Origin of the sequence: Streptomyces sp. NBC_01275 (assembly GCF_026340655.1) — a bacterium.
Lineage (GTDB): Bacteria > Actinomycetota > Actinomycetes > Streptomycetales > Streptomycetaceae > Streptomyces.
The window spans coordinates 9,641,906-9,661,494 of record NZ_JAPEOZ010000001.1 but is presented as its reverse complement, the minus strand read 5'-3'; the positions used below and the strand labels follow the sequence as shown (position 1 = coordinate 9,661,494).

General features: G+C 72.1%; 20 protein-coding genes. 10 read left to right on the top strand and 10 right to left on the bottom strand.

The features are described from left to right. Positions 1 to 57: 57 nt before the first annotated feature. Positions 58 to 492: a MarR family winged helix-turn-helix transcriptional regulator gene (locus OG562_RS42435; protein WP_266407664.1), complete on the bottom strand. Its 435-nt coding sequence runs from the start codon at positions 490 to 492 to the stop codon at positions 58 to 60. A gap of 163 nt (positions 493 to 655) precedes the next feature. Here OG562_RS42435 and OG562_RS42430 point away from each other — a divergent pair, with 163 nt between their 5' ends. From OG562_RS42430 to urtE, 6 genes are all read left to right on the top strand, one after another. Beyond that, positions 656 to 1,768 carry a substrate-binding domain-containing protein gene (locus OG562_RS42430; RefSeq protein WP_266407661.1) on the top strand — a complete coding sequence of 371 codons (1,113 nt, stop codon included), beginning with the start codon at positions 656 to 658 and terminating at the stop codon, positions 1,766 to 1,768. 328 nt (positions 1,769 to 2,096) lie between these two features. Next, positions 2,097 to 3,299 carry an urea ABC transporter substrate-binding protein gene (urtA, locus tag OG562_RS42425; protein ID WP_266407658.1) on the top strand — a complete coding sequence of 401 codons (1,203 nt, stop codon included), beginning with the start codon at positions 2,097 to 2,099 and terminating at the stop codon, positions 3,297 to 3,299. A 57-nt stretch (positions 3,300 to 3,356) separates the two neighbouring features. Beyond that, positions 3,357 to 4,253, top strand: a complete 897-nt coding sequence (urtB, locus tag OG562_RS42420; RefSeq protein ID WP_266407656.1) for an urea ABC transporter permease subunit UrtB — start codon at positions 3,357 to 3,359, stop codon at positions 4,251 to 4,253. After that, positions 4,250 to 5,335 carry an urea ABC transporter permease subunit UrtC gene (gene urtC / locus OG562_RS42415; RefSeq protein ID WP_266407653.1) on the top strand — a complete coding sequence of 362 codons (1,086 nt, stop codon included), beginning with the start codon at positions 4,250 to 4,252 and terminating at the stop codon, positions 5,333 to 5,335. The genes urtB and urtC overlap by 4 nt, the downstream gene beginning before the upstream one ends. After that, positions 5,332 to 6,102: an urea ABC transporter ATP-binding protein UrtD gene (urtD, locus tag OG562_RS42410; protein WP_266407651.1), complete on the top strand. Its 771-nt coding sequence runs from the start codon at positions 5,332 to 5,334 to the stop codon at positions 6,100 to 6,102. Before urtC ends, urtD begins: the two co-directional genes overlap by 4 nt. Continuing rightward, positions 6,102 to 6,794 (top strand): urea ABC transporter ATP-binding subunit UrtE, encoded by a 693-nt coding sequence (gene urtE, locus OG562_RS42405; protein WP_266407648.1) that lies wholly within the window; start codon positions 6,102 to 6,104, stop codon positions 6,792 to 6,794. The genes urtD and urtE overlap by 1 nt, the downstream gene beginning before the upstream one ends. Positions 6,795 to 6,799: 5 nt before the next feature. Here urtE and OG562_RS42400 read toward each other — a convergent pair whose 3' ends face one another. Together OG562_RS42400 and OG562_RS42395 are read right to left on the bottom strand one after the other, a co-directional pair. Then, positions 6,800 to 7,993: an RNA polymerase sigma factor gene (locus OG562_RS42400; RefSeq protein WP_266407646.1), complete on the bottom strand. Its 1,194-nt coding sequence runs from the start codon at positions 7,991 to 7,993 to the stop codon at positions 6,800 to 6,802. Beyond that, positions 7,993 to 8,343 carry a YciI family protein gene (locus tag OG562_RS42395; RefSeq protein ID WP_266409823.1) on the bottom strand — a complete coding sequence of 117 codons (351 nt, stop codon included), beginning with the start codon at positions 8,341 to 8,343 and terminating at the stop codon, positions 7,993 to 7,995. Before OG562_RS42395 ends, OG562_RS42400 begins: the two co-directional genes overlap by 1 nt. A gap of 132 nt (positions 8,344 to 8,475) precedes the next feature. Here OG562_RS42395 and OG562_RS42390 point away from each other — a divergent pair, with 132 nt between their 5' ends. After that, complete coding sequence (locus OG562_RS42390) at positions 8,476 to 9,522, top strand: acyl-CoA dehydrogenase family protein (protein WP_266407644.1); 1,047 nt, start codon at positions 8,476 to 8,478, stop codon at positions 9,520 to 9,522. Here OG562_RS42390 and OG562_RS42385 read toward each other — a convergent pair. The 5 genes from OG562_RS42385 to OG562_RS46305 all read right to left on the bottom strand — a co-directional run bounded on the left by OG562_RS42385 (position 9,501) and on the right by OG562_RS46305 (position 13,970). Then, positions 9,501 to 10,643, bottom strand: coding sequence for an LLM class flavin-dependent oxidoreductase (locus OG562_RS42385; RefSeq protein ID WP_266407642.1), 1,143 nt, complete (start codon positions 10,641 to 10,643; stop codon positions 9,501 to 9,503). The two genes, OG562_RS42390 and OG562_RS42385, sit on opposite strands and share 22 nt — an antisense overlap. 96 nt (positions 10,644 to 10,739) lie before the next feature. Then, a complete protein-coding gene (locus OG562_RS42380; RefSeq protein WP_266407640.1) occupies positions 10,740 to 11,960 on the bottom strand; it encodes an SfnB family sulfur acquisition oxidoreductase in 1,221 nt (406 codons plus the stop codon). Between the two features lie 5 nt (positions 11,961 to 11,965). Continuing rightward, positions 11,966 to 12,520, bottom strand: a complete 555-nt coding sequence (gene ssuE, locus OG562_RS42375; protein ID WP_266407638.1) for an NADPH-dependent FMN reductase — start codon at positions 12,518 to 12,520, stop codon at positions 11,966 to 11,968. Between the two features lie 46 nt (positions 12,521 to 12,566). Beyond that, complete coding sequence (sfnG, locus tag OG562_RS42370; RefSeq protein WP_266407635.1) at positions 12,567 to 13,673, bottom strand: dimethylsulfone monooxygenase SfnG; 1,107 nt, start codon at positions 13,671 to 13,673, stop codon at positions 12,567 to 12,569. Between the two features lie 219 nt (positions 13,674 to 13,892). After that, positions 13,893 to 13,970 carry a putative leader peptide gene (locus OG562_RS46305; RefSeq protein ID WP_353962852.1) on the bottom strand — a complete coding sequence of 26 codons (78 nt, stop codon included), beginning with the start codon at positions 13,968 to 13,970 and terminating at the stop codon, positions 13,893 to 13,895. A 143-nt stretch (positions 13,971 to 14,113) separates the two neighbouring features. On the opposite strand from OG562_RS46305, the gene OG562_RS42365 reads away from it, so the two are divergent. Beyond that, positions 14,114 to 15,022, top strand: a complete 909-nt coding sequence (locus tag OG562_RS42365; protein WP_266407633.1) for a LysR family transcriptional regulator — start codon at positions 14,114 to 14,116, stop codon at positions 15,020 to 15,022. A gap of 51 nt (positions 15,023 to 15,073) precedes the next feature. On the opposite strand, the gene OG562_RS42360 is transcribed toward OG562_RS42365, so the two are convergent. After that, complete coding sequence (locus tag OG562_RS42360) at positions 15,074 to 15,241, bottom strand: hypothetical protein (protein WP_266407630.1); 168 nt, start codon at positions 15,239 to 15,241, stop codon at positions 15,074 to 15,076. Between the two features lie 209 nt (positions 15,242 to 15,450). On the opposite strand from OG562_RS42360, the gene OG562_RS42355 reads away from it, so the two are divergent. Both OG562_RS42355 and OG562_RS42350 read left to right on the top strand, forming a co-directional pair. Further along, on the top strand, positions 15,451 to 16,998 hold the full coding sequence (locus OG562_RS42355; RefSeq protein WP_266407629.1) for an SDR family oxidoreductase: 1,548 nt from the start codon (positions 15,451 to 15,453) through the stop codon (positions 16,996 to 16,998). 144 nt (positions 16,999 to 17,142) lie between these two features. Beyond that, positions 17,143 to 18,516: a deoxyribodipyrimidine photo-lyase gene (locus tag OG562_RS42350; RefSeq protein ID WP_266407626.1), complete on the top strand. Its 1,374-nt coding sequence runs from the start codon at positions 17,143 to 17,145 to the stop codon at positions 18,514 to 18,516. Between the two features lie 7 nt (positions 18,517 to 18,523). Here OG562_RS42350 and OG562_RS42345 read toward each other — a convergent pair whose 3' ends face one another. Next, on the bottom strand, positions 18,524 to 19,492 hold the full coding sequence (locus tag OG562_RS42345; protein WP_266407624.1) for a MerR family transcriptional regulator: 969 nt from the start codon (positions 19,490 to 19,492) through the stop codon (positions 18,524 to 18,526). Between the last annotated feature and the right edge of the window lie 97 nt (positions 19,493 to 19,589).

Below are 19,589 nucleotides of genomic sequence, written 5' to 3'. Positions count from 1 at the left end.
TCCCGAGCTCCTGGGGCTGCTTTCCGCACCCGTCGTGTCACCGGCCGCGACACGACGTCATACGCGCGTGGACTCGTCCAGCGTCTCCGCGAACCGTCCCAGCAGGGCGCCCAGCAGCTCCTCGTCGTCGCCCTCCGCGGGCCACGCGGCGCGTACGGCGCGGTCGACGCGCCGCCAGTGGTCCTGGCCGCGGGGGGTGAGGTGGGCGAGGATGCGGCGCCGGTCGAGGGGGTCGACGCGGCGGTGGACGAGGTTCTGGTCGACGAGGTGGTCGACCAGCTTGGTCAGGGTGGGCGGCGGCAGGAAGGCGGCCTCGGCGATCGCCGTCATATGGTGGCCCGCTCCGTCGGAGAGCAGCGCGAGCACCCGCCAGGCGTCCAGCGAGCAGCCCTCGTCCTCCAGGGCGGACTGCAGCCGGCGCGCGGCCAGCCGCTCGGCGCGGGTGAGGAGCTGCATGAGGTCGTGGGGCCGGCGCGGAGACGAAGGGGGCATCCGGACATCCACTCCTCTGGGTCGTGTCCTTGGGTCGTGCCCTCGGGTCGGGCCCTTGGATCGGGCCCTTGGACCATGTCCTCGGGTCGTGTCCTCGGGTCGTGTCCTGTCGATCGTATGAGACGGACTGGAGTTCGTCGGGCGGACCCGGAAGCATGACGTCATGTTCCGGCCCGACTCCCCCGCCTCCGACTGGTTCACCGCCGACGACTCCGTGCTCGGCGTGGCCCTGGTCCTTCCGTTGCAGGGGCCGGCGGGGATGTTCGGTCCCGCCTGCGAGCTGTGCGCACGGCTGGCGGTGGAGGAGGTCAACCGGGCGGGCGGGGTGCTCGGCCGGGAGCTGCGGCTGATGCCGGTCGACGGCGGCGCTCCCCCGCGCGAGGTGGCGGACCAGGTCGAGGCGCTGGTGGACCTGGGGGTCGTACAGGGCGTCACGGGCTGGCACATCTCCTCGGTGCGGCAGGCGCTGGCGCCGAGGATCGCCCACCGCGTGCCCTACGTCTACACCGCGCTCTACGAGGGCGGCGAGCACACCGCCGGGGTGTTCCTGACCAGCGAGACGCCCCGCGACCAACTGCGGCCCGCCATGACGCTGTTGGCGCACGAGCGGCGGGTGCGCCGATGGTTCGTGGTCGGCAACGACTATGTGTGGCCCCGACGCACCGCCCGGGCGGCGCACGGGTACGCCCGTGAGGCGGGCGGTCGGATCGGCGGCGAGGTGTATCTGCCGCTGGGCACGCACGACTTCGAGCCCGTGCTGCGGCGCATCGAGCGCTCGGACGCGGACGCGGTGCTCCTGCTGCTGGTCGGCAGCGACGCGGTGCGCTTCAACCGGGCGTTCGCGGCCTACGGGCTGGACGCGCGCTGTCTGCGGCTGAGCACGCTCATGGACGAGAACATGCTGATGGCGAGCGGCCCTTCGGCCGCCGTGGACCTCTACAGCACGGCCGGCTTCTTCGCCTCGCTGGCCAACGCGGACACGCTCGACTTCCACGGCCAGTACGCGGACCGCTTCGGGATCGAGGCGCCGGCGCCGGGCAGTCTCGGCGAATCCTGTTACGAGGGCGTCCTGCTGCTCGCCGCGCTGCTGCGGCAGGCGGGCACGCTGGATGTGGCGGCGATCGGCGCGGCGGCCGACACCGTCTCCTACGAGGGTCCACGCGGGCTGCTGCACCTGAGGGGCGGTCATGTCCGGCAGCGCATCTACCTGGCCCGCGCGGACGGGCTGGACTTCGACGTGCTCACGGAGCTGGACCTTCACAACTCCCGCCCCTGACCTCCCCCTTGACAGGCTCCGAGGCCGTCAAGATACTTCCCACAGAAAGTAATTAGAATGCCTCGGGCGAATTGTGAATTCAGGCCGTATACGTGGTTTGAATGCACGTCACAACGCCTCGGGGCGTTTTTTGTTGCGTCGGGGAAAGTCCTGTGAAACACCCAGGAAACAGGGCGACTTGAGGCTGTGGACCGCACTTCAGGAGGTTGTCTCCTCCACACCCGAGGGGGTTGTCTTGTCCAGCGGTTCACCCATTCTCCGTCGTCTTCCCGGTCGTCTTCCCGGTCGCCTTCCCAGGCGTCGCTTCCTGGCCGGCGGCGCGGCGCTCGTGGCCGTCGTCGCGCTGTCCGCGTGCGGCGCCAAGACCGACGCGGCCGGCACGTCGTCCGACAAGGCCGCGAAGATCGACGTCAGCGGCGACACGGTCAAGGTCGGTCTGCTCAACTCGCTGTCCGGCACCATGGCGATCAGCGAGGTGACCGTACGCAACTCGCTGCTGCTGGCCGTCGACGAGATCAACGCCTCCGGCGGGGTGCTCGGCAAGAAGATCAAGCCGATCAGCGAGGACGGCGCCTCCGACTGGCCGACGTTCGCCGAGAAGGCGACCAAGCTCATCAAGGAGGACCAGGTCGCGGCCACCTTCGGCTGCTGGACCTCCGCCAGCCGCAAGGCCGTCAAGCCGGTGTTCGAGAAGAACAAGTCGCTGCTGTTCTACCCCGTGCAGTACGAGGGCCTGGAGGAGTCCCCGTACATCTTCTACACGGGCGCCACCACCAACCAGCAGATCATCCCGGCGCTCGACTACCTCAAGAGCCAGGGCAAGAAGAAGCTGTACCTGGTGGGCAGCGACTACGTCTTCCCGCGGACCGCCAACAAGGAGATCAAGGCGTACGCGAAGGCCAACGGCATGACGATCCTCGGCGAGGACTACGCGCCGCTGGGCTCCACGGAGTTCAGCACGATCGCCAACAAGGTGAAGGCGTCCAAGGCGGACGCCGTGTTCAACACCCTCAACGGCGACTCCAACGTGGCCTTCTTCAAGGAGTACAAGTCCGCCGGTCTGACCGCGAAGACCATGCCGGTCGTGTCGGTGTCGATCGCCGAGGAGGAGGTCAAGTCGATCGGATCGCAGTACCTGGCGGGCCAGTTGACGGCCTGGAACTACTACCAGACCACCCCGGGCGCGGCGAACGCCGAGTTCGTGAAGGCGTACAAGGCGAAGTACGGCGCGGACAAGCCGACCAGTGACCCGATGGAGGCCGCGTACACCTCGGTCTACCTGTGGAAGGCGATGGTCGAGAAGGCGAAGTCCTTCGACCCGGAGAAGGTGAAGGCGGCCTCCGACGGCATCACGTTCGACGCGCCCGAGGGCAAGGTCACCGTGGACGGCGCCTCGCAGCACATCTACAAGACCGCGCGCATCGGGAAGATCGGCTCCGACGGTCTGATCACCGAGGTGTGGAACTCCGGCGAGCCCGTCAAGCCGGACCCGTTCCTCAAGGGCTACTCCTGGGCCTCCGGCCTCTCCTGACCGCCCGTCGTACGGGGACCCGGCCAGGGTCCCCCGTCTCCCCATCGGAGCCGCCGTATGACCGTGATCCTCGGTCAGACCTTCACCGGCATCTCGATCGGTGCCGTCCTGCTGCTCATCGCGCTCGGCCTGTCGCTCACCTTCGGCCAGATGAACGTCATCAACATGGCTCACGGCGAGTTCATCATGGCGGGCGCCTACACGACGTACGTCCTGCAGAAGTCCATTTCCAGCGCGGGAATTTCGCTCATCGTCGCGCTGCCCGTCGCTTTTCTCGTGTCGGGCGCTCTCGGCGCGCTGCTGGAATGGCTGCTCATTCGCCGTCTGTATCTCCGCCCCCTCGACACGCTTCTCGTCACGTGGGGCGTCTCCTTGATGCTCCAGCAACTCGCCCGGGACATCTTCGGCGCGCCCAATGTGCAGACCCGTGCGCCGGACGTCCTCACCGGGAACATCACCGTCATGGGCGGCGACGATCCGCTCACCTTCGCCAACAGCCGGCTGTTCATCCTCGGCCTGGCGGTCGCGGCCGTTCTCGCGCTGTCGCTGACGCTGCGGCTGACGCCGCTGGGCCGTCGGATCCGGGCCGTGGTGCAGAACCGGGACCTGGCCGAGGTGTCCGGGATCTCCACCTCCCGGGTCGACCGCACCGCCTTCTTCCTGGGCTCCGGGCTCGCGGGCGTCGCCGGGGTGGCGCTCACCCTGGTCGGTCCCATCGGGCCGACGATGGGCACCAACGTCATCATCGACGCCTTCCTGGTGATCGTCGTCGGCGGGATCGGCCAGCTCAAGGGCACGGTCATCGTCGCCTTCGTGCTGGGCGTGCTGCAGTCCGTGCTGGAGTACTCCACCACGGTCTCCGTCGCGAAGGTGCTGGTCCTGGTGGCCATCGTCGCGTTCCTCCAGTGGCGGCCCCAGGGGCTGTACACGCTGCGCACGAGGAGTCTCGTATGAACGTGCTGAAGGGCCGGTCCGCGCGGGTCTGGACGGGGTTCGCGGGGGCGGCCGTACTGCTGTTCGCCGTCGCGCCGGTCGCCCTGTCCGACTTCCGGCTGGGGCTGCTGGCCAAGTACCTGTGCATGGCCATGGTCGCCGTCGGCATCTGCCTGGCCTGGGGCCGCGGCGGCCTGCTGACACTCGGTCAGGGTGTGTTCTTCGGGCTCGGCGGCTACGCCATGGCGATGCACCTGAAGATCGCCGACGCGGGTCCCGGCAACCTGCCCGACTTCATGCAGCTCTACGGCACCGCCACCGAACTGCCCTGGTGGTGGCGGCCGTTCGCGAACCCCCTGTTCGCGATCGCGGCGACGGTACTGCTGCCGATGGTCGTCGCCGCGCTGCTCGGCCTGTTCGTCTTCCGGCGGCGGGTCAAGGGCGCGTACTTCGCGATCCTCAGCCAGGCGCTCGCCTCGGCCTTCGCCATCTGGCTGGTGGGCCAGCAGGCCACCACCGGCGGCACCAACGGACTCACCGACATCCAGGGCTTCTTCGGCTACGCCCTCGACGACCCCGTCAACCAGCGGATGGTCTACTTCGTCATCGCCGCCGCCCTGCTGCTCCTCATCGCCCTCGCCCGGCAGCTCGTCAACAGCCGGTACGGCGAACTCCTGGTCGCCGTGCGGGACTCGGAGGAGCGGGTGCGCTTCCTCGGGTACGACCCGGCGAACGTCAAGCTCGTCGCGTACGTCGTCGCGGCCGGCATGGCGGGCCTGGCGGGCGCGCTGTTCGTGCCGGCCGTCGGCATCATCTCGCCCGCGCTGATCGGGATCGTCCCGTCGATCGAGTTCGTGATCGGCGCGGCGGTCGGCGGACGGGCCAGTCTGGTCGGGGCCGTGCTCGGGGCGGTCGCGGTCGCCTGGGCGAAGACGGCGCTGTCGGAGGAGTTCCCGGCGGCCTGGACGTACTTCCAGGGTCTGCTGTTCATCGTGGCGCTGGCGTTCCTGCCGGGCGGACTCGCCTCGCTCACGAAGTTCGTGCGCCGGCGCAGGACCGCGCCGGCGAAGGCGTCCGTCGTTCCCGTGGGAGAGGCAGCATGAGCGGGCTGGAGATACGTCGGCTGCGGGTCTCCTTCGACGGTTTCACCGCCGTCGACGGGGTCGACCTCGAAGTCCGCCCCGGCGACCTGCGGTTCCTCATCGGACCCAACGGCGCGGGCAAGACGACCCTCGTCGACGCCGTCACCGGTCTGGTGAAGGCGCAGGGCTCGGTGCGCTTCGGCGACGAGGAGCTGCTGGGGCGCAGCGTGCACCGGATCGCCCGGTCGGGCATCGGGCGCACGTTCCAGACGGCCACCGTCTTCGAGGAGTTGACGGTTCTGCAGAACCTGGACATCGCGGCGGGCGCGGGCCGCGGCGCGTGGACCATGCTGCGCCGCCGCCGGGGCGTCCCCGAGCCGGTGGCCAGAGCGCTGGACACGGTCGGGCTCACCGAGCTGGCGGAGTCCCCCGCGGGGACGCTCGCACACGGCCAGAAGCAGTGGCTGGAGATCGGCATGCTGCTGGTGCAGGACGTACGGCTGCTGCTGCTCGACGAGCCGGTGGCCGGGATGAGCCACGACGAGCGGCAGGCCACGGGCGAGCTGCTCCAGCGCATCAGCGAGGAGCGGACGGTCGTCGTCATCGAGCACGACATGGACTTCATGCGGTCCTTCGCGCGCAGCGTCAGCGTGCTGCACGCCGGGCGGGTGCTCAGCGAGGGGACGGTGGCCCAGGTGCAGGCGGATCCGAAGGTGCAGGAGGTGTATCTCGGGCACACGGCCGCCGAGGACGCCGTCTCGTCCGACGCGGCTGTGCAGGAGGCGTGATGCTGCAGATCGAGGACGTCCGGGTCGGCTACCACCGCAGCTCCGTCCTGCACGGCGTCTCCGTGGAGGTGCCGGCGGACGGGGTCGCCGCGGTGCTGGGCCACAACGGCGCGGGCAAGAGCACGCTCCTGCGGGCCGCCGTCGGCCTGCTCACCCCCTCCGCCGGCACGATCCGGCTCGACGGCGAGGACATCACCCGCCGCAAGCCGCACGAGCGCGTGGCACGCGGCATGGCGTACGTCCCGCAGGGCCAGCAGGCGTTCCCGCACCTCACCACCGCGGAGAACCTCCAGCTCGTCGCGGACGGCCGTCGGCGGGGCAGGGAGGCGATCTCCGAGGCGCTGGACCTGTTCCCTGCGCTCAGGGCCCTCTCCGGGCGGCGCGCGGGTCTGCTGTCGGGCGGCCAGAGGCAGCAACTGGCCATCGCTCGGGCGTTGGTGACAGAGCCTCGGATCCTGTTGCTGGACGAGCCGACCGAGGGCATCCAGCCGTCGGTGGTCGCCGAGATCGAGGAGACGATCCTGGCCCTGGCCGCCCGCGGCGGGCTGTCGGTGCTGCTGGTGGAGCAGCATGTGGGCTTCGCGATGCGAGCGGCCCAGCGGTACTACGTCCTGGAGGCCGGCCGGGTCACGTCGTCCGGGGCGGGCGGGCAGGACGCGGAGCGGTCGGTGCGGGAGGCGCTGAGCGTGTAGAGCTTTCACTGTGCGAGTTCGCGCAGCCGACGGTCGAGGTGGGCCCGCTCGGCCGGATTCTCGGCGAGGGCGAGGGCGGCTTCGTAGGCTCGTACGGCCTCGGCGGTGCGGCTCAGGCGGCGCAGCAGGTCGGCGCGGACCGCGTGGAGGACGTGGTAGCCGTCGAGGTCGAGACCGTCCAGGAGTTCCAGCGCCGGCTCCGGGCCCTCGACCTCGGCGACCGCGACGGCCCGGTTCAGGGCGACGACGGGGCTCGGGGACACGGCCATGAGCTGGTCGTACAGGCGCAGGATCTGGTTCCAGTCGGTGGCCTCGGCGGTCGGGGCGTCGCTGTGGACGGCCTGGACGGCGGCCTGGATCTGGTACGGGCCCGGCCGGTCGCGGCGCAGACAGGACCGGACGAGCGCCTGCCCCTCGGCGATCAGGTCGCGGTCCCAGCGGGTGCGGTCCTGCTCGGGCAGCGGTACGAGGGCGCCGTCGGCGTCGGCTCGTGCGGGCCGACGGGACTCGACGAGCAGCATCAGCGCCAGCAGGCCGGCGGCCTCGGGCTCGTCCGGCATCAGCTCGGCGAGGAGCCGACCGAGACGCAGGGCCTCCGTGCACAGGCCGGCCTCACCCTCGTACCCCTGGTTGAAGATCAGGTAGACGACGGCGAGGACGCCCTTCAGGCGGTCGGGGAGGTCGGCGTCGCGGGGGACGCGGTAGGGGATGCGGGCGTCGCGGATCTTGGCCTTGGCGCGGACCAGGCGCTGGGCCATCGTCGGCTCGGGGACGAGGAAGGCGCGGGCGATCTGCGCGGTGGTGAGGCCGCCGAGGAGGCGCAGGGTGAGGGCGACCTGCGCCTGGAGGGCGAGCGCGGGATGGCAGCAGGTGAAGATCAGGCGGAGCCGGTCGTCGTGCACGGGGCCCTCCTGCGCGGGCGGGTCGGGGGCGTGCAGCCGGGCGGCCTCGGCGTGACGGTCGTCCCGGGAGGACTCGCGGCGCAGCCGGTCGATCGCCCGGTTGCGGGCGGTGGTGATGATCCACCCGGCCGGGCTCGGCGGCACGCCGGTCTCCGGCCAGCGCCGGACGGCCGTGGTGAAGGCGTCCTGGACCGCCTCCTCGGCGAGGTCGATGTCGCCGAGGAAGCGGACCAGGACGGCGACGGCCCGGCCGTACTCCGCGCGGAACACGGCCTCGACGTCGACGGCGTCCGTCATCAGTGCGTGCCCATGAAGGGGCGCACCTCGATGGGGAGGGTGGTGGCCAGGGCGGCCTTGCGGCCCCATTCCAGGGCCTCGTCGAGGTCGGCGGACCGGATCAGACACAGTCCGCCGAGGTACTCCTTGCCCTCGGCGTACGGCCCGTCGGTGATGAGCACGTCGCCGTCCTTCGGGCGCAGCACGGTGGCCGTCTCCGGGCCGTGCAGCCCGCCGGAGAAGACCCAGACGCCGGCCTCGCGCAGTTCGTCGTTGAAGGCCTGGACACGGTGCATGATCTCGGCCAGCTCGTCGGGGGCGGGCGGCTGTCCGCCGACCGGCTGGACCACGCTGAGCAGGTAGTGCTGCATGACGTCCTCCTGGGTGTCGTTCCGGATGTCGTTCCGGATGTCGATTCCTTCTCTCACCTCCTACACGAACGGCACTTCCCCGGATCGACACCCCGCCCCGGGAAACCGGGGGAATCCGGAAGAATCCTGTCCATGACCGCACCGCACCCCCTCGTCACCCGCGCCCGCCGACTCGCGGACGACCTGCTCGCCCCGCACGCCGAACAGGTCGAGCAGACCGAGGTGCCCGTCGGCCATCTCACCGAGATCAGACGCTCGGGCCTGCTCGGCCTGAACGCGCCCGAGGAGTACGGCGGTGCCGCGGCGCCCGGCGCGGTGGTGCGGGAGACGGCGGAGATCCTGGCCGGGGCGTGCTGCTCGACCTGGTTCGTGCAGACGCAGCACCACACGCCGGTGCTGACGCTGGCGAAGAGCGAGGGGCCGGTGCGGGAGCGTCTGCTGGGGAAGCTGGCGAGCGGGGAACTGCTGTCGGGGGTGGCGTACGCCCACCTTCGGGCGTATCCGCACGCGCCCGTCCGGGTCACCCGGGAGCGGGGCGGCCGGCGGTTCGACGGGAAGGTGCCCTGGTACACGGGGTGGGGCCTGAACGACGTGATGCTGCTCGCCGGGGTGACCGACGCGGGCGAGGCCCTGTTCGCGTTCACGCAGGCGCGGGAGCAGCCGGGCCTGCGGGCGTCGGCCCCGATGCGGCTGGCGGCTCTGACCGCGGCCCGCACGGTGTCGCTGGAGCTGGACGGCCTGTGGCTCCCGGAGGAGGCGGTGGCGCTGCGCACCCCGCACGAGCGGTGGACGGCGACGGACCGCACCAGGACGGTGAACGCCAACCCGGCGGTCTTCGGCATCGCGGAGGCGGCGCTGGCCCTGCTGGACGAGGAGACGGCGGCCCCGTTGCGTGCCCGTCTCACCTCGGTGCGCCGCGAGGCCTACGCCCTGGCCGACCACCCGGCCCCGCACGAGCACCACGCAAAACGACTGGCCCTCAGGACCCAGGCGTACGGGATCATGCAGGCGGCGACCACGGCGGCGGTGGTGGCGGGCGGCGGCCGCTCGATGCTGCTGACGAACAGGGCCCAACGCCTGGCGAGGGAGGCCCTGTTCCTGATGGTCCAGGGCCAGACGGCGGAGTCACGGACAGCACATCTCGACGCCCTGGCCCCTCAGCCGGCGAACGGCACCTGAGCCAACGGTGCCGTCTCCGTGCGGAACGGGTGCTTCCACAGGCCTTCTCCGGCCAGCCGCGGCAAGACCCCCTCCCCGAACCAGTACGCCTCCTCCAGATGCGGATACCCGGACAGCACGAACTCCTCGATGCCCAGTCCCGCATACTCCCTGATCCGCTCGGCGACCTCCGCGTGGCTGCCCACCAGCGCGGTGCCCGCGCCGCCGCGCACCAGGCCGATGCCGGCCCAGAGGTTGGGGTGGATCTCCAGCGAGTCCCGGCTGCCGCCGTGCAGGGCGAGCATCCGCTGCTGCCCTTCGGACTCGCTGCGCGCCAGCCCGGCCTGGACGGACCGCACCGTCTGCGGGTCGAACCCGTCGAGCAGCCGGTTCGCCTCCGCCCAGGCCTCTTCCGAGGTGTCCCTGGTGATGACGTGCAGCCGGATGCCGAACCGCAGCGTCCGTCCCTGCCGCGCCGCGAGCCCCCTGACCCAGGCGATCTTCTCGGCGACCTGGGCGGGCGGCTCGCCCCAGGTGAGGTAGACGTCGGCGTGCCGGGCGGCGACCTCGCCGGCGATCGGCGAGGACCCCCCGAAGTACACCTCGGGGACCGGATCCGGCACCCGGGCCAGCTTCGCGTCCTCGACCCGGAGGTGCTCGCCGTGCAGGTCGACGGTCTTGCCCTCCCACAACTCACGGACGATCTGCAGGAATTCACCGGTACGGCGGTAGCGGTCGTCCTTGTCGAGGAAGTCGCCGTAGGCCTTCTGTTCATGGCTCTCGCCGCCGGTGACCACGTTGAGGAGGAGCCGTCCGCCGGTCTGGCGCTGGAAGGTGGACGCCATCTGCGCGGCGAGCGTGGGCGAGACGAAGCCGGGCCGGAAGGCGACCAGGAACTTCAGGCGCTCGCTGTGCTGGGCGACCATCGCGGTGGTCAGCCATGCGTCCTCGCACCAGGCCCCGGTGGGGGTGAGCACGCCCACGAAGCCGAGGTCCTCCGCGGCGCGGGCGATCTGGCTCAGATAGGCGACCGTCGGCGGGCGGTCCCGTCCGGAGGCGGTGGCCGGGGTGCCGTGGCCGCCGCCGACGACATGGCGGCTGTCGCCGTTGGTGGGGAGGAACCAGTGGAAGGTGAGGGACACGGCGGCGTTCTCCGATCGTGGGGGGCCTGTGGGCGGGCAAGGGGGTACAGGTACGGAGGGCAGGACGGTTGCGGCAGGACGGTTGCGGCAGGAGGGCTACAGCAGGCCGTGGCGGGGCGGCTTGGCGCCGCTCAGCGCGTGGCGGCCGAGGTGCTGGATCTTCCAGCGGGCCGGGTCGTGCAGGGTGTGGGTGCGGGCGTCCCGCCAATGCCGGTCCAGGTTGAGGGAGTCGAGCGCCGAGCGGGTGCCGGACACCTCGAACAGGGCGCTCGCCACCTCGACCGCGGCCTGGGCCGCCTGCACCTTCGCGGCGGCGACCGCGAGAGACGCCTCGGCGGCGGTGTCGTCGGTGAGGTCGGTCTGCGCGACGTCCACCGCCCGGGACGCCTCCCGCAACAGCGCCTCCGACGCCCGCACCTGGAGGGAGAGTTCACCGAAACGCTGGATCAGCAGCGGGTCCTCGGCCGCCGTCTCGACCCCGCTCTCGAACCACGGCCTGCTCTTCGTCCGCACGAACTCCGCGGCCTGCGCCAGCGCGCCCGCGGCGAGGCCTGCGTCGATGGCGGCGTGCAGCAACTGGGCGACGGCTCCGTGGAGTTGCGGTCCCTCGAAGGTGAGGTGGTGGGGCAGGACGCGGCTCCCCGGCACCGGGACGGCGTCGAGGCGGACGGTGCCGCTGGCCGTCGTACGCTGGCCGAGGCCGTCCCAGTCGTCGGTCACGGTGAGACCGGGGGCGCCGGCGGGGACGTACGCCACATGGAGCTTGTCGTCCGCGGCGCGGGCCAGCACCGGAATCCAGTCGGCGAAGAGAGCGCCGGTGGAGTAGTGCTTGACGCCCTTCAGGACGTACGAGCCGTCCGGCTGCGGCTCCAGGCGGGTGCGGATGTCCTGGACGTGCCGGGTGCCGGCCTCCGACTGGGCGTTGCCGAAGCGGCGGCCGGCGAGCAGTTCGGCGAAGAAGAACTTCCGTTGTTCCTCGGTGCCCTGACGGCGGATCACCTGGACGTAGGCGAAGTGGCTCTGCGGGATCTGGGCGAGGCTGCCGTCGGCCGTGCCGAGCAGCCGGAAGATCTCCGCGAGGGTCTGCGCGCCGACGTCCGCGCCGCCGTGTTCGGCGGGCACGGTGACGGCGAGCAGCCCGGACGCGGAGAGCCGGTCCAACTCTTCACGCGGCAGCCGCCGTTCGGCGTCCCGGGCGGAGGCGCCCGGGCGGAACTCGTCGGCCAGGGCCGCGGCGACGGCGAGGGCCTCGGCGTCGTCGGCGATGACATGAGCGGTGAAGGGGGCTGTCGCGGGGCCGGGCACGGGGGCTGTCATCCGGCTCAGCTCGCCGCCGCCAGGTAGGGCGTGCGTCCGAGCGCTGCCGAGAACTGGTCGAGCACCTGGGTGAGCGCCTCGGTGGCGGCGGGGGCGACCGTGATCGAGCCGTCCTCGTGGGCGGTGATGTCCTTGTCGAGGGTGAACCAGCCCTGCACGATGTGGGCCGCGCCCATCGAGTTCAGGACGGGCCGCAGCGCGTAGTCGATGGCCAGGACGTGCGCGGTGGAGCCGCCGGTGGCGAGCGGCAGGACCGTCTTCCCGGCGAGCGCGTACTGCGGGAGCAGGTCGAGGAGCGCCTTGAGGACACCGGAGTACGACGCCTTGTAGACGGGGGTGCCCACGACGACCCCGTCGGCGCGCGCGACCAGCTCGGTGGCCTCGACGATCGCCGGATGGCGGAAGTCCGCGCCGAGCAGGGCCTCGGCCGGGATCGTGCGCACGTCGAGCGGGATCACCTCGTGGCCCTGGGCGGCGAGCCGCTGGTCGAGGTGGCGCAGCAGACGGCCGGTGCGGGAGGAGGCGGAGGGGCTGCCGGACACGGACAGGACGGTGGCCATGGGTCCTCTTTCGGGGAGAGCGGGAGTACGGGGAAGGAAGCGGCGGTCAGGCGTTGGCCGGAGCGAACTCGGGCTCGGTGTCCGGCAGTCGGGCCTCCAGCTCGCGGACGAGTGGCAGGACGCGCTTGCCGAAGTACTCGACCTCCTCGTGGTAGTGCAGGAAGCCGAGGAGGAAGAGGTCGACGCCGAGCTTCCTGTAGGCGACGATCCGTTCGGCGATCTGCTCCGGGGTGCCGATGAGCCCCGTACGGAAGCCGTCGTTGTACTGGACCAGGTCCTCGAAGGAGGAGTCCTGCCACATGCCCCTGCCGTCCGCCGTGGACTGGCCCGCCTGCCGGACGGCGGCGCCGAAGCCCTCGACGGCCTCGTGGTCGGCCCGGGCGACGATCTCCCGGAGGGTGTCGCGGGCCTCGGCCTCGGTGTCGCGGGCGATGAGGAAGCCGTTGAGGCCGAACTTCGGTGCCCTCCGGCCGACTTGGGCGGCGGAGGCGCGGACGTCGGCGAGCTGCTCGACGACGCCGTCGAAGTCCTTGCCGTTGGAGAAGTACCAGTCGGAGACGCGGCCCGCCATGGCGCGGGCGGCGGTGGAGTTGCCGCCCTGGAAGATCTCCGGGTGCGGGCGCTCGGGGGTGTTGAGGGGCTTGGGTTTGAGGGAGAAGTCGCGCAACCGGTAGAAGTCACCGGCGAGTTCGGTGTGGTCCTCGGTCCAGATCTGGCGCAGGGCGCGGATGAACTCCTCGGAGCGGCGGTAGCGTTCGTCGTGCTCCAGCCAGGGCTCGCCGAGGGCGGTGAACTCGCCCTTGAACCAGCCGCTGACGACGTTGACCGCGAAGCGGCCGTTCGACAAGTGGTCGGCGGTCGCGCCGAGTTTGGCGAGGACGCCCGGGTGCCACAGTCCGGGATGGACCGCTGCGATGACCTTCAGGCGCTGGGTGGCCAGGAGGAGGGCGAGGCTGAAGCTGGTCGACTCGTGCTGGTACTCGGCGCCGTAGCTGGCCATGTAGCGGACCTGGCTGAGCGCGTAGTCGAAGCCGTTGTTCTCGGCGAGGACGGCGAGTTCGCGGTTGTAGTCGTAGCCCCAGTCGGTGCGCTGCTCGATCTTGCTGGTGACCAGTCCCCCGCTGACGTTGGGGACCCAGTAGGCGAATTTCACGGATTCTGCGGGTGCTTCGGGTTCTGCGGGTGCTTCGGGCTCTTCGGTTGCTTCGGGTTCTTCGGTTGCTACGGGTTCTTCGGGTTCTGCGGGCATGCGGAACTCCTGTTGCTCCTGTTGCGGAGAGTCTCACGGAGAGTTTTCAGGCACGCCGAATTCCACGCACACGAAATGCGGTGACGAATTCAGGCGGTGAGAGCGGGGATCGCGGAAAGGGGATCAGGCCGCGGGGCAACAGGAGGCGCTGGAGACGCGCGCGAGGTCGACATGGCGTCGCCGCGTGAGGTCCAGTCGCATCTTCATGCCGTCGATCGTGGCAGCAGCCCGCGACGGGCGTCAAGGAAAACCCGACCGGTCTCGCATCCCGGACCACCGAATTTCACGAACGTGTGACAGGGAAACCCTTGAACCGTCCGGGAAATCCCCCGCATTCTGCTGCGGTGCGGATCGAACAGCTGGAATACATCACGGCGGTGACCCGGCTCGGCTCCCTGCGCCGGGCCGCCGAGGAACTGCGCCTTTCGCAGCCCGCGTTGAGCGAGACCATGCGGAATCTGGAGCGGGAGCTCGGCGTCGATCTGCTGGAGCGCAAGCGGTCCGGCGCCACGATGAGCGCGGAGGGCCGGGAACTGCTGCCGCACATCGTCGAGGTCCTGCACGCGGTGGACCGGTTGCGGGCGGCGGCGGGCGAGCAGCACCGGATCAGCCGCATGGTGCGCGTCGGCACGGTGAACGCGGCTACCGTGCCGCTGCTCCTGCCCGTGGTGCGCGAGTTCCGCGCCGCACATCCGCTCACCCAGGTCGAGGTGGTCGCCGTACAGCAGACGGACATCCACCGGGCGCTGCTGGAGGGCGGGTTCGACCTGGGTCTGGTGAACCAGCTGGAGGGCGACGACGTGCCCGCCGAGTTCGAGTCCACCGAACTCCTGCGCGGCCGGCCGGTGGTGTGCGTCCACCCCGACAGCCCACTGGCCTCGGCCGCGTCGGTGTCGGCGGAGGACCTGCTGGACGTCCCGCTGATCGGGATGCGGTCCGGCTATGTGATGCACCGCTATGTGCACCGGCTCCTCGACGGCCGCGGCCCCTCCTTCGCGTACTCCACGGACGGCGCGGAGATGGGCAAGCTGATGGTCGCCGAGGGGCTGGGAGCGACGGTCCTGCCGGACTTCAGCGTGATCGGGGATCCGCTGGTGCGGCTCGGCGCGCTCGTCCACCGGCCGATCTCCGGGGACACGACCCGGGTGGTGCTGTTGCTCCAGCGACGCAGGGCCGAGTCGGTGCCGCAGGCCGCGCAGGACCTGCACGAGGTGTTCGTGCGCAGGGCGCGGGCGCTGAACGCCGAAGCCTGATCTGCTGAGCGCCGAAGCCTGATCCGGGGGCGGGCGGTGCCGTCAGCGCCGTCAGTCCTCGTCCCCGGCGGGGACCACGACGAGGAAGGCGTCCGAGTGCAGGTCCATGACCACGGTCGCGGGCTGTCCCTCGGCCCGACGCCGGGCCGCGTACTCCTCCGCCGGCCACGATCCACGCGGAGACCCCGCCGGAAACCGCTCCAACACCGTCGTACGCATGGGAGCCGACACCTCCACCTCGGAAATCCTCTTCTACGGTACGTCTGCCCCGGATGGGCGCGGGCACTCCCCGCACATCGCGCACCCCTCGCACCCCCTGCTCGCCCGATCGAGGGCGATGCCCCGATCGGCGCATCCGCGACCGTGCTCCGGGTGGAAGCGATCAACAGGGGGAACCCGGGGGCACCGACGCGAAGGACCGAGGACTCATGACGGCAGACGACCGCGGCGCCGGACCACCGGGACCGCCCGGACCGCTGTGCCTGGTGACCGGCGCCACCGGATACATCGGCGGCCGGCTCGTGCCGGAGCTGCTGGCCGCGGGCCTGCGGGTGCGCTGTCTGGCCCGCTCCCCGGACCGGCTGCGCGACCACCCCTGGGCCGGCGAGGTCGAGGTCGTGCGCGGGGACGTCATGGACGCGGCCTCCGTCGCGGCGGCGCTGCGGGGCGTCGAGGTCGCCTACTACCTGGTGCACGCACTGGGCACCGGCAAGGACTTCGAGGAGACCGACCGGCGGGCCGCGCGGATCTTCGGGGAGCAGGCGCGGGCCGCGGGCGTGCGCCGCCTCGTCTACCTGGGCGGACTCACCCCGGACGGCGTGCCGGAGCGGGAGCTGTCGCCGCATCTGCGCTCGCGGGCCGAGGTCGGGCGCATCCTGCTGGGCTCCGGCGTGCCCACGGCCGTACTGCGGGCGGCGGTCGTCATCGGCTCCGGCTCGGCCTCCTTCGAGATGCTGCGCTATCTCACCGAGCGCCTGCCCGTGATGGTCACCCCGAGCTGGGTGCGCACCCGGATCCAGCCCGTCGCGGTCCGGGACGTGCTGCGCGCCCTCGTCGGCGGGGCCCTGATGCCGGACGACGTCAACCGGGCCTTCGACATCGGCGGCCCGGACGTCCTGACGTACCGCGAGATGATGATCCGTTACGCCGCCGTCGCGGGGCTGCCGCGCCGGCTCATCCTGCCCGTGCCGGTGCTGTCGCCGGGGCTGTCCAGCCGCTGGGTGGGACTGGTGACGCCCGTCCCCGCGTCGATCGCACGGCCGCTCACCGAGTCGCTGCGGCACGAGGTGGTCTGCCACGAGCACGACATCGCGCGGTACGCGCCGGACCCGCCCGGCCATCCGGTCGGCTTCGACGAGGCGGTCCGGCTCGCCCTGCAACGGGTGCGCGACGCCAAGGTCACCACCCGCTGGTCGTCCGCCTCGCTGCCCGGGGCGCCCAGCGACCCGCTGCCCACCGACCCCGACTGGGCCGGCGGCAGCCTCTACACCGACCACCGCGAGCTGTACGTCGACGCCCCGCGCACGTCGCTGTGGCGGGTGATCGAGGGCATCGGCGGGGACAACGGCTGGTACTCCCTCCCGCTCGCCTGGGCCGTACGGGGGTGGCTGGACCGGCTGGCGGGCGGGGTGGGCCTGCGCCGGGGCCGACGGGACCCGGACCGGCTGCGGGTGGGAGACTCGCTGGACTTCTGGCGGGTCGAGGAGATCGAACCGGGGCGTCTGCTGCGGCTGCGGGCGGAGATGCGGCTGCCGGGTCTGGCCTGGCTGGAGATGTACGCGGAGACGGACGACGCCGGGCGCACCCGCTTCCGACAGCGCGCCCTGTTCCATCCGCGCGGGCTGCTCGGCCACGCCTACTGGTGGAGCGTCTCGCCCTTCCACGCCGTCGTGTTCGGCGGTATGGCCCGCAACATCGCCCGGGCGGCGAGGTCGGACGCGGCGGCCCGTACGGGGGAGCGGGCTGAGGCTCCTTGAGGGACGGCCGGGACCGCTCTCCGGGCGGCGCATCCGCAGAAGGCGCATCCCCTGGAGGCGCATCCGCGGGGCGTCGTCGACCGGAAGCAGCACTCGGTCCGACCCCACCCCCTGTCCCGCCCCCTCTGTCCCCGGAGCCCGCCCATGAACGTCTCGGTCGTCCTGTTCACCTCCGACCTGCGGCTGCACGACCATCCGCCGCTGTGCGCGGCCCTCGACGGATCGCGGCAGGTGGTCCCGTTGTTCGTGCGGGACCGGGCCGTGGCCGGCGCCGGGTTCGCCGCGCCCAACCGGCTGGCGTTCCTCGCCGACTGCCTGGGCGATCTCGACGCGGGTCTGCGGGAGCGCGGCGGGCGGCTCGTGGTGCGCTCCGGGGACCTGGTGGAGGAGGTGTGCCGGGCGGCGGCCCAGGCGGACGCCGACGAGGTCCACCTGGCCGCCGACGTGAGCGCGTACGCACAGCGCCGCGAGGAGCGGCTGCGGCGCGCCCTGGAGGCGGAGGGCGTGCGACTGCACGTGCACGACACCGTGACGACCGTCGTGGATCCCGGCGTGCTGACTCCGGCCTCCTCGGACCACTTCGCGGTCTTCACGCCGTACTTCCGGCACTGGTCCCAGCAGCGGGTGCGCGACGCGCTCGGCGCGCCCCGGTCCGTCCGGGTGCCGGACGGCGTCGGCTCGCAGGAGCCGCCCTCGCGCAAGGGCCTGGCCGGTCTGTCGCCGGGCCTGGCCCCGGGCGGCGAGACGGAGGGCCGTGGCCGGCTCGCCTCATGGCTGCGCTCGGGCGTCACCGCGTACGAGGAGGGGCACGACGACCTGGCCGGCGACGCGACCTCCCGGCTCTCGCCGCATCTGCACTTCGGCACCCTCTCCCCCGTCGAGGTCGTGCACCGGGCGCGCGCGACGGGCGGACCGGGCGCCGAGGCGTTCGTGCGGCAGCTCGCCTGGCGCGACTTCCACCGTCAGGTGCTGGCCGCCCGGCCCGCGGCGGCGCACGCCGACTACCGCACCAAGCACGACCGCCCGCGTACGGAGCGCACGGCCGCGGAGGACATCGAGGCGTGGCGACAGGGCCGTACCGGATACCCGGTCGTGGACGCGGCGATGCGGCAGCTGCGCCACGAGGGCTGGATGCACAACCGAGGGCGGCTGCTGACCGCGAGCTTCCTCGCCAAGACGCTGTACGTCGACTGGCGGATCGGCGCCCGGCACTTCCTGGAGCTGCTGGTCGACGGCGACGTGGCCAACAACCAGCTCAACTGGCAGTGGATGGCCGGCACGGGCACCGACTCCCGGCCCAACCGGGTCCTCAACCCCGTGACCCAGGGCAGGCGTTACGACCCGGAGGGGGCGTATGTACGGCGCTGGGTACCCGAGTTGGCGGACGTGACGGGACCGGCGGTGCACGAGCCGTGGAGACTGCGGGGGTTGGAGCGGGCCGCGCTCGACTACCCGGACCCTCTCCTCGAACTCTCCGACGGGCTCGCCCGTTTCAGGCGGGCACGCGGACGCGACTGAGCGTGTCTCACGAGGCGTCGTACACCCCGGACAGGGTTTCCAGGGCGTCGCCCAGGCCCGTCGGGCGGGGCAGGCCCGGTGCGGGGCGGCCGGTCCAGCCGGGGCCGCCGAGGAGCACGGCCGGGGTGCGCCGGGCGCCGCTGACGCCCCAGCGGGCGTCGGCGACGTGCCGGGCGAGGGCGAGGCTCGCGGTGGAGCGCGCCTGGGCCCACAGGACGACGGCGACGGGGCCCAGCCGCTGGACGGCCGCGGTCAGCGCCTCGGCGGGCACGGCCGCGCCGAACATCCGCGTGGGGACGTCGCGTTGGCCGAGTCCCGCGTTCAGCGCCTCCAGCGGCAGGGTGTGCTGCTCGCCCGGCACACAGGCCAGCACCACGGGTCCCGGCCCGCCCGCCGCGTCCCCCGGCACCGCGGCTCGGGTGGCGCGGCGCAGGGTGGTGGAGACGTGCCAGGACAGCAGGTGTTCGACCTCCACGTAACGGTCGCCGGAAGAGGTCCACCTGCGTCCCACCGCATGCAGCGTCGGCGCCATCACCTCCTGCCAGGCGACGGTCAGTCCATGCCGTTCGACGGCCCCGGCCAGCTGCTCCGCGACGGCCGGCGCGTCCAGTCGTACGGCGGCCCGGGCCAGGCCCCGGCACTCCTGACGCACGTCGCCGCCCAGCGGGAGCGCCCCGGCCGCACGGGACCCTTCGCGCACGGCGCCCACCGCTTCCGCCGCGGGGTGAGAGGCGCCCGCCCGCGCCGCGCGGGCCGCTTCGGCGGGCGGCACGCCGGACGAGGTCAGCCGGCACATCGTCTCCAGTACCGCCACGTCGCCCGGCCGCCAGCGCCGGTGCCGCCCGTCCGCGCGGACGGCGGGCCCGATGCCGTAGCGGCGGTCCCAGGACCGCAGGGTGGTGGGCGCGACGCCCAGCCGTCGGGCCAGGGCCCCGGTCGTCAGGCCGGTGTCGTCGGGGCTCGGTGACTCGCTCATGCGCCGACCGTACGGCGCACAACGACGCAGAAACGACGCGTGTTGAGGCGTCGACGGCGCGGCTCGCAGGATGAGTCCGCCGGGGTTCACCTCCCCG

What these genes read in the sequence shown, in the direction of transcription:
- ssuE (WP_266407638.1), bottom strand. Translation starts at nt 12,520, where the DNA reads ATGGCCACCGTCCTGTCCGTGTCCGGCAGCCCCTCCGCCTCCTCCCGC.
- OG562_RS42360 (WP_266407630.1), bottom strand. Translation starts at nt 15,241, where the DNA reads ATGCGTACGACGGTGTTGGAGCGGTTTCCGGCGGGGTCTCCGCGTGGA.
- OG562_RS42380 (WP_266407640.1), bottom strand. Translation starts at nt 11,960, where the DNA reads ATGACAGCCCCCGTGCCCGGCCCCGCGACAGCCCCCTTCACCGCTCAT.
- urtD (WP_266407651.1), top strand. Translation starts at nt 5,332, where the DNA reads ATGAGCGGGCTGGAGATACGTCGGCTGCGGGTCTCCTTCGACGGTTTC.
- OG562_RS46305 (WP_353962852.1), bottom strand. Translation starts at nt 13,970, where the DNA reads ATGCGACTGGACCTCACGCGGCGACGCCATGTCGACCTCGCGCGCGTC.
- OG562_RS42350 (WP_266407626.1), top strand. Translation starts at nt 17,143, where the DNA reads ATGAACGTCTCGGTCGTCCTGTTCACCTCCGACCTGCGGCTGCACGAC.
- OG562_RS42395 (WP_266409823.1), bottom strand. Translation starts at nt 8,343, where the DNA reads ATGCAGCACTACCTGCTCAGCGTGGTCCAGCCGGTCGGCGGACAGCCG.
- urtC (WP_266407653.1), top strand. Translation starts at nt 4,250, where the DNA reads ATGAACGTGCTGAAGGGCCGGTCCGCGCGGGTCTGGACGGGGTTCGCG.
- OG562_RS42400 (WP_266407646.1), bottom strand. Translation starts at nt 7,993, where the DNA reads ATGACGGACGCCGTCGACGTCGAGGCCGTGTTCCGCGCGGAGTACGGC.
- OG562_RS42390 (WP_266407644.1), top strand. Translation starts at nt 8,476, where the DNA reads ATGACCGCACCGCACCCCCTCGTCACCCGCGCCCGCCGACTCGCGGAC.
- OG562_RS42345 (WP_266407624.1), bottom strand. Translation starts at nt 19,492, where the DNA reads ATGAGCGAGTCACCGAGCCCCGACGACACCGGCCTGACGACCGGGGCC.
- OG562_RS42430 (WP_266407661.1), top strand. Translation starts at nt 656, where the DNA reads ATGTTCCGGCCCGACTCCCCCGCCTCCGACTGGTTCACCGCCGACGAC.
- OG562_RS42355 (WP_266407629.1), top strand. Translation starts at nt 15,451, where the DNA reads ATGACGGCAGACGACCGCGGCGCCGGACCACCGGGACCGCCCGGACCG.
- OG562_RS42435 (WP_266407664.1), bottom strand. Translation starts at nt 492, where the DNA reads ATGCCCCCTTCGTCTCCGCGCCGGCCCCACGACCTCATGCAGCTCCTC.
- urtE (WP_266407648.1), top strand. Translation starts at nt 6,102, where the DNA reads ATGCTGCAGATCGAGGACGTCCGGGTCGGCTACCACCGCAGCTCCGTC.
- urtB (WP_266407656.1), top strand. Translation starts at nt 3,357, where the DNA reads ATGACCGTGATCCTCGGTCAGACCTTCACCGGCATCTCGATCGGTGCC.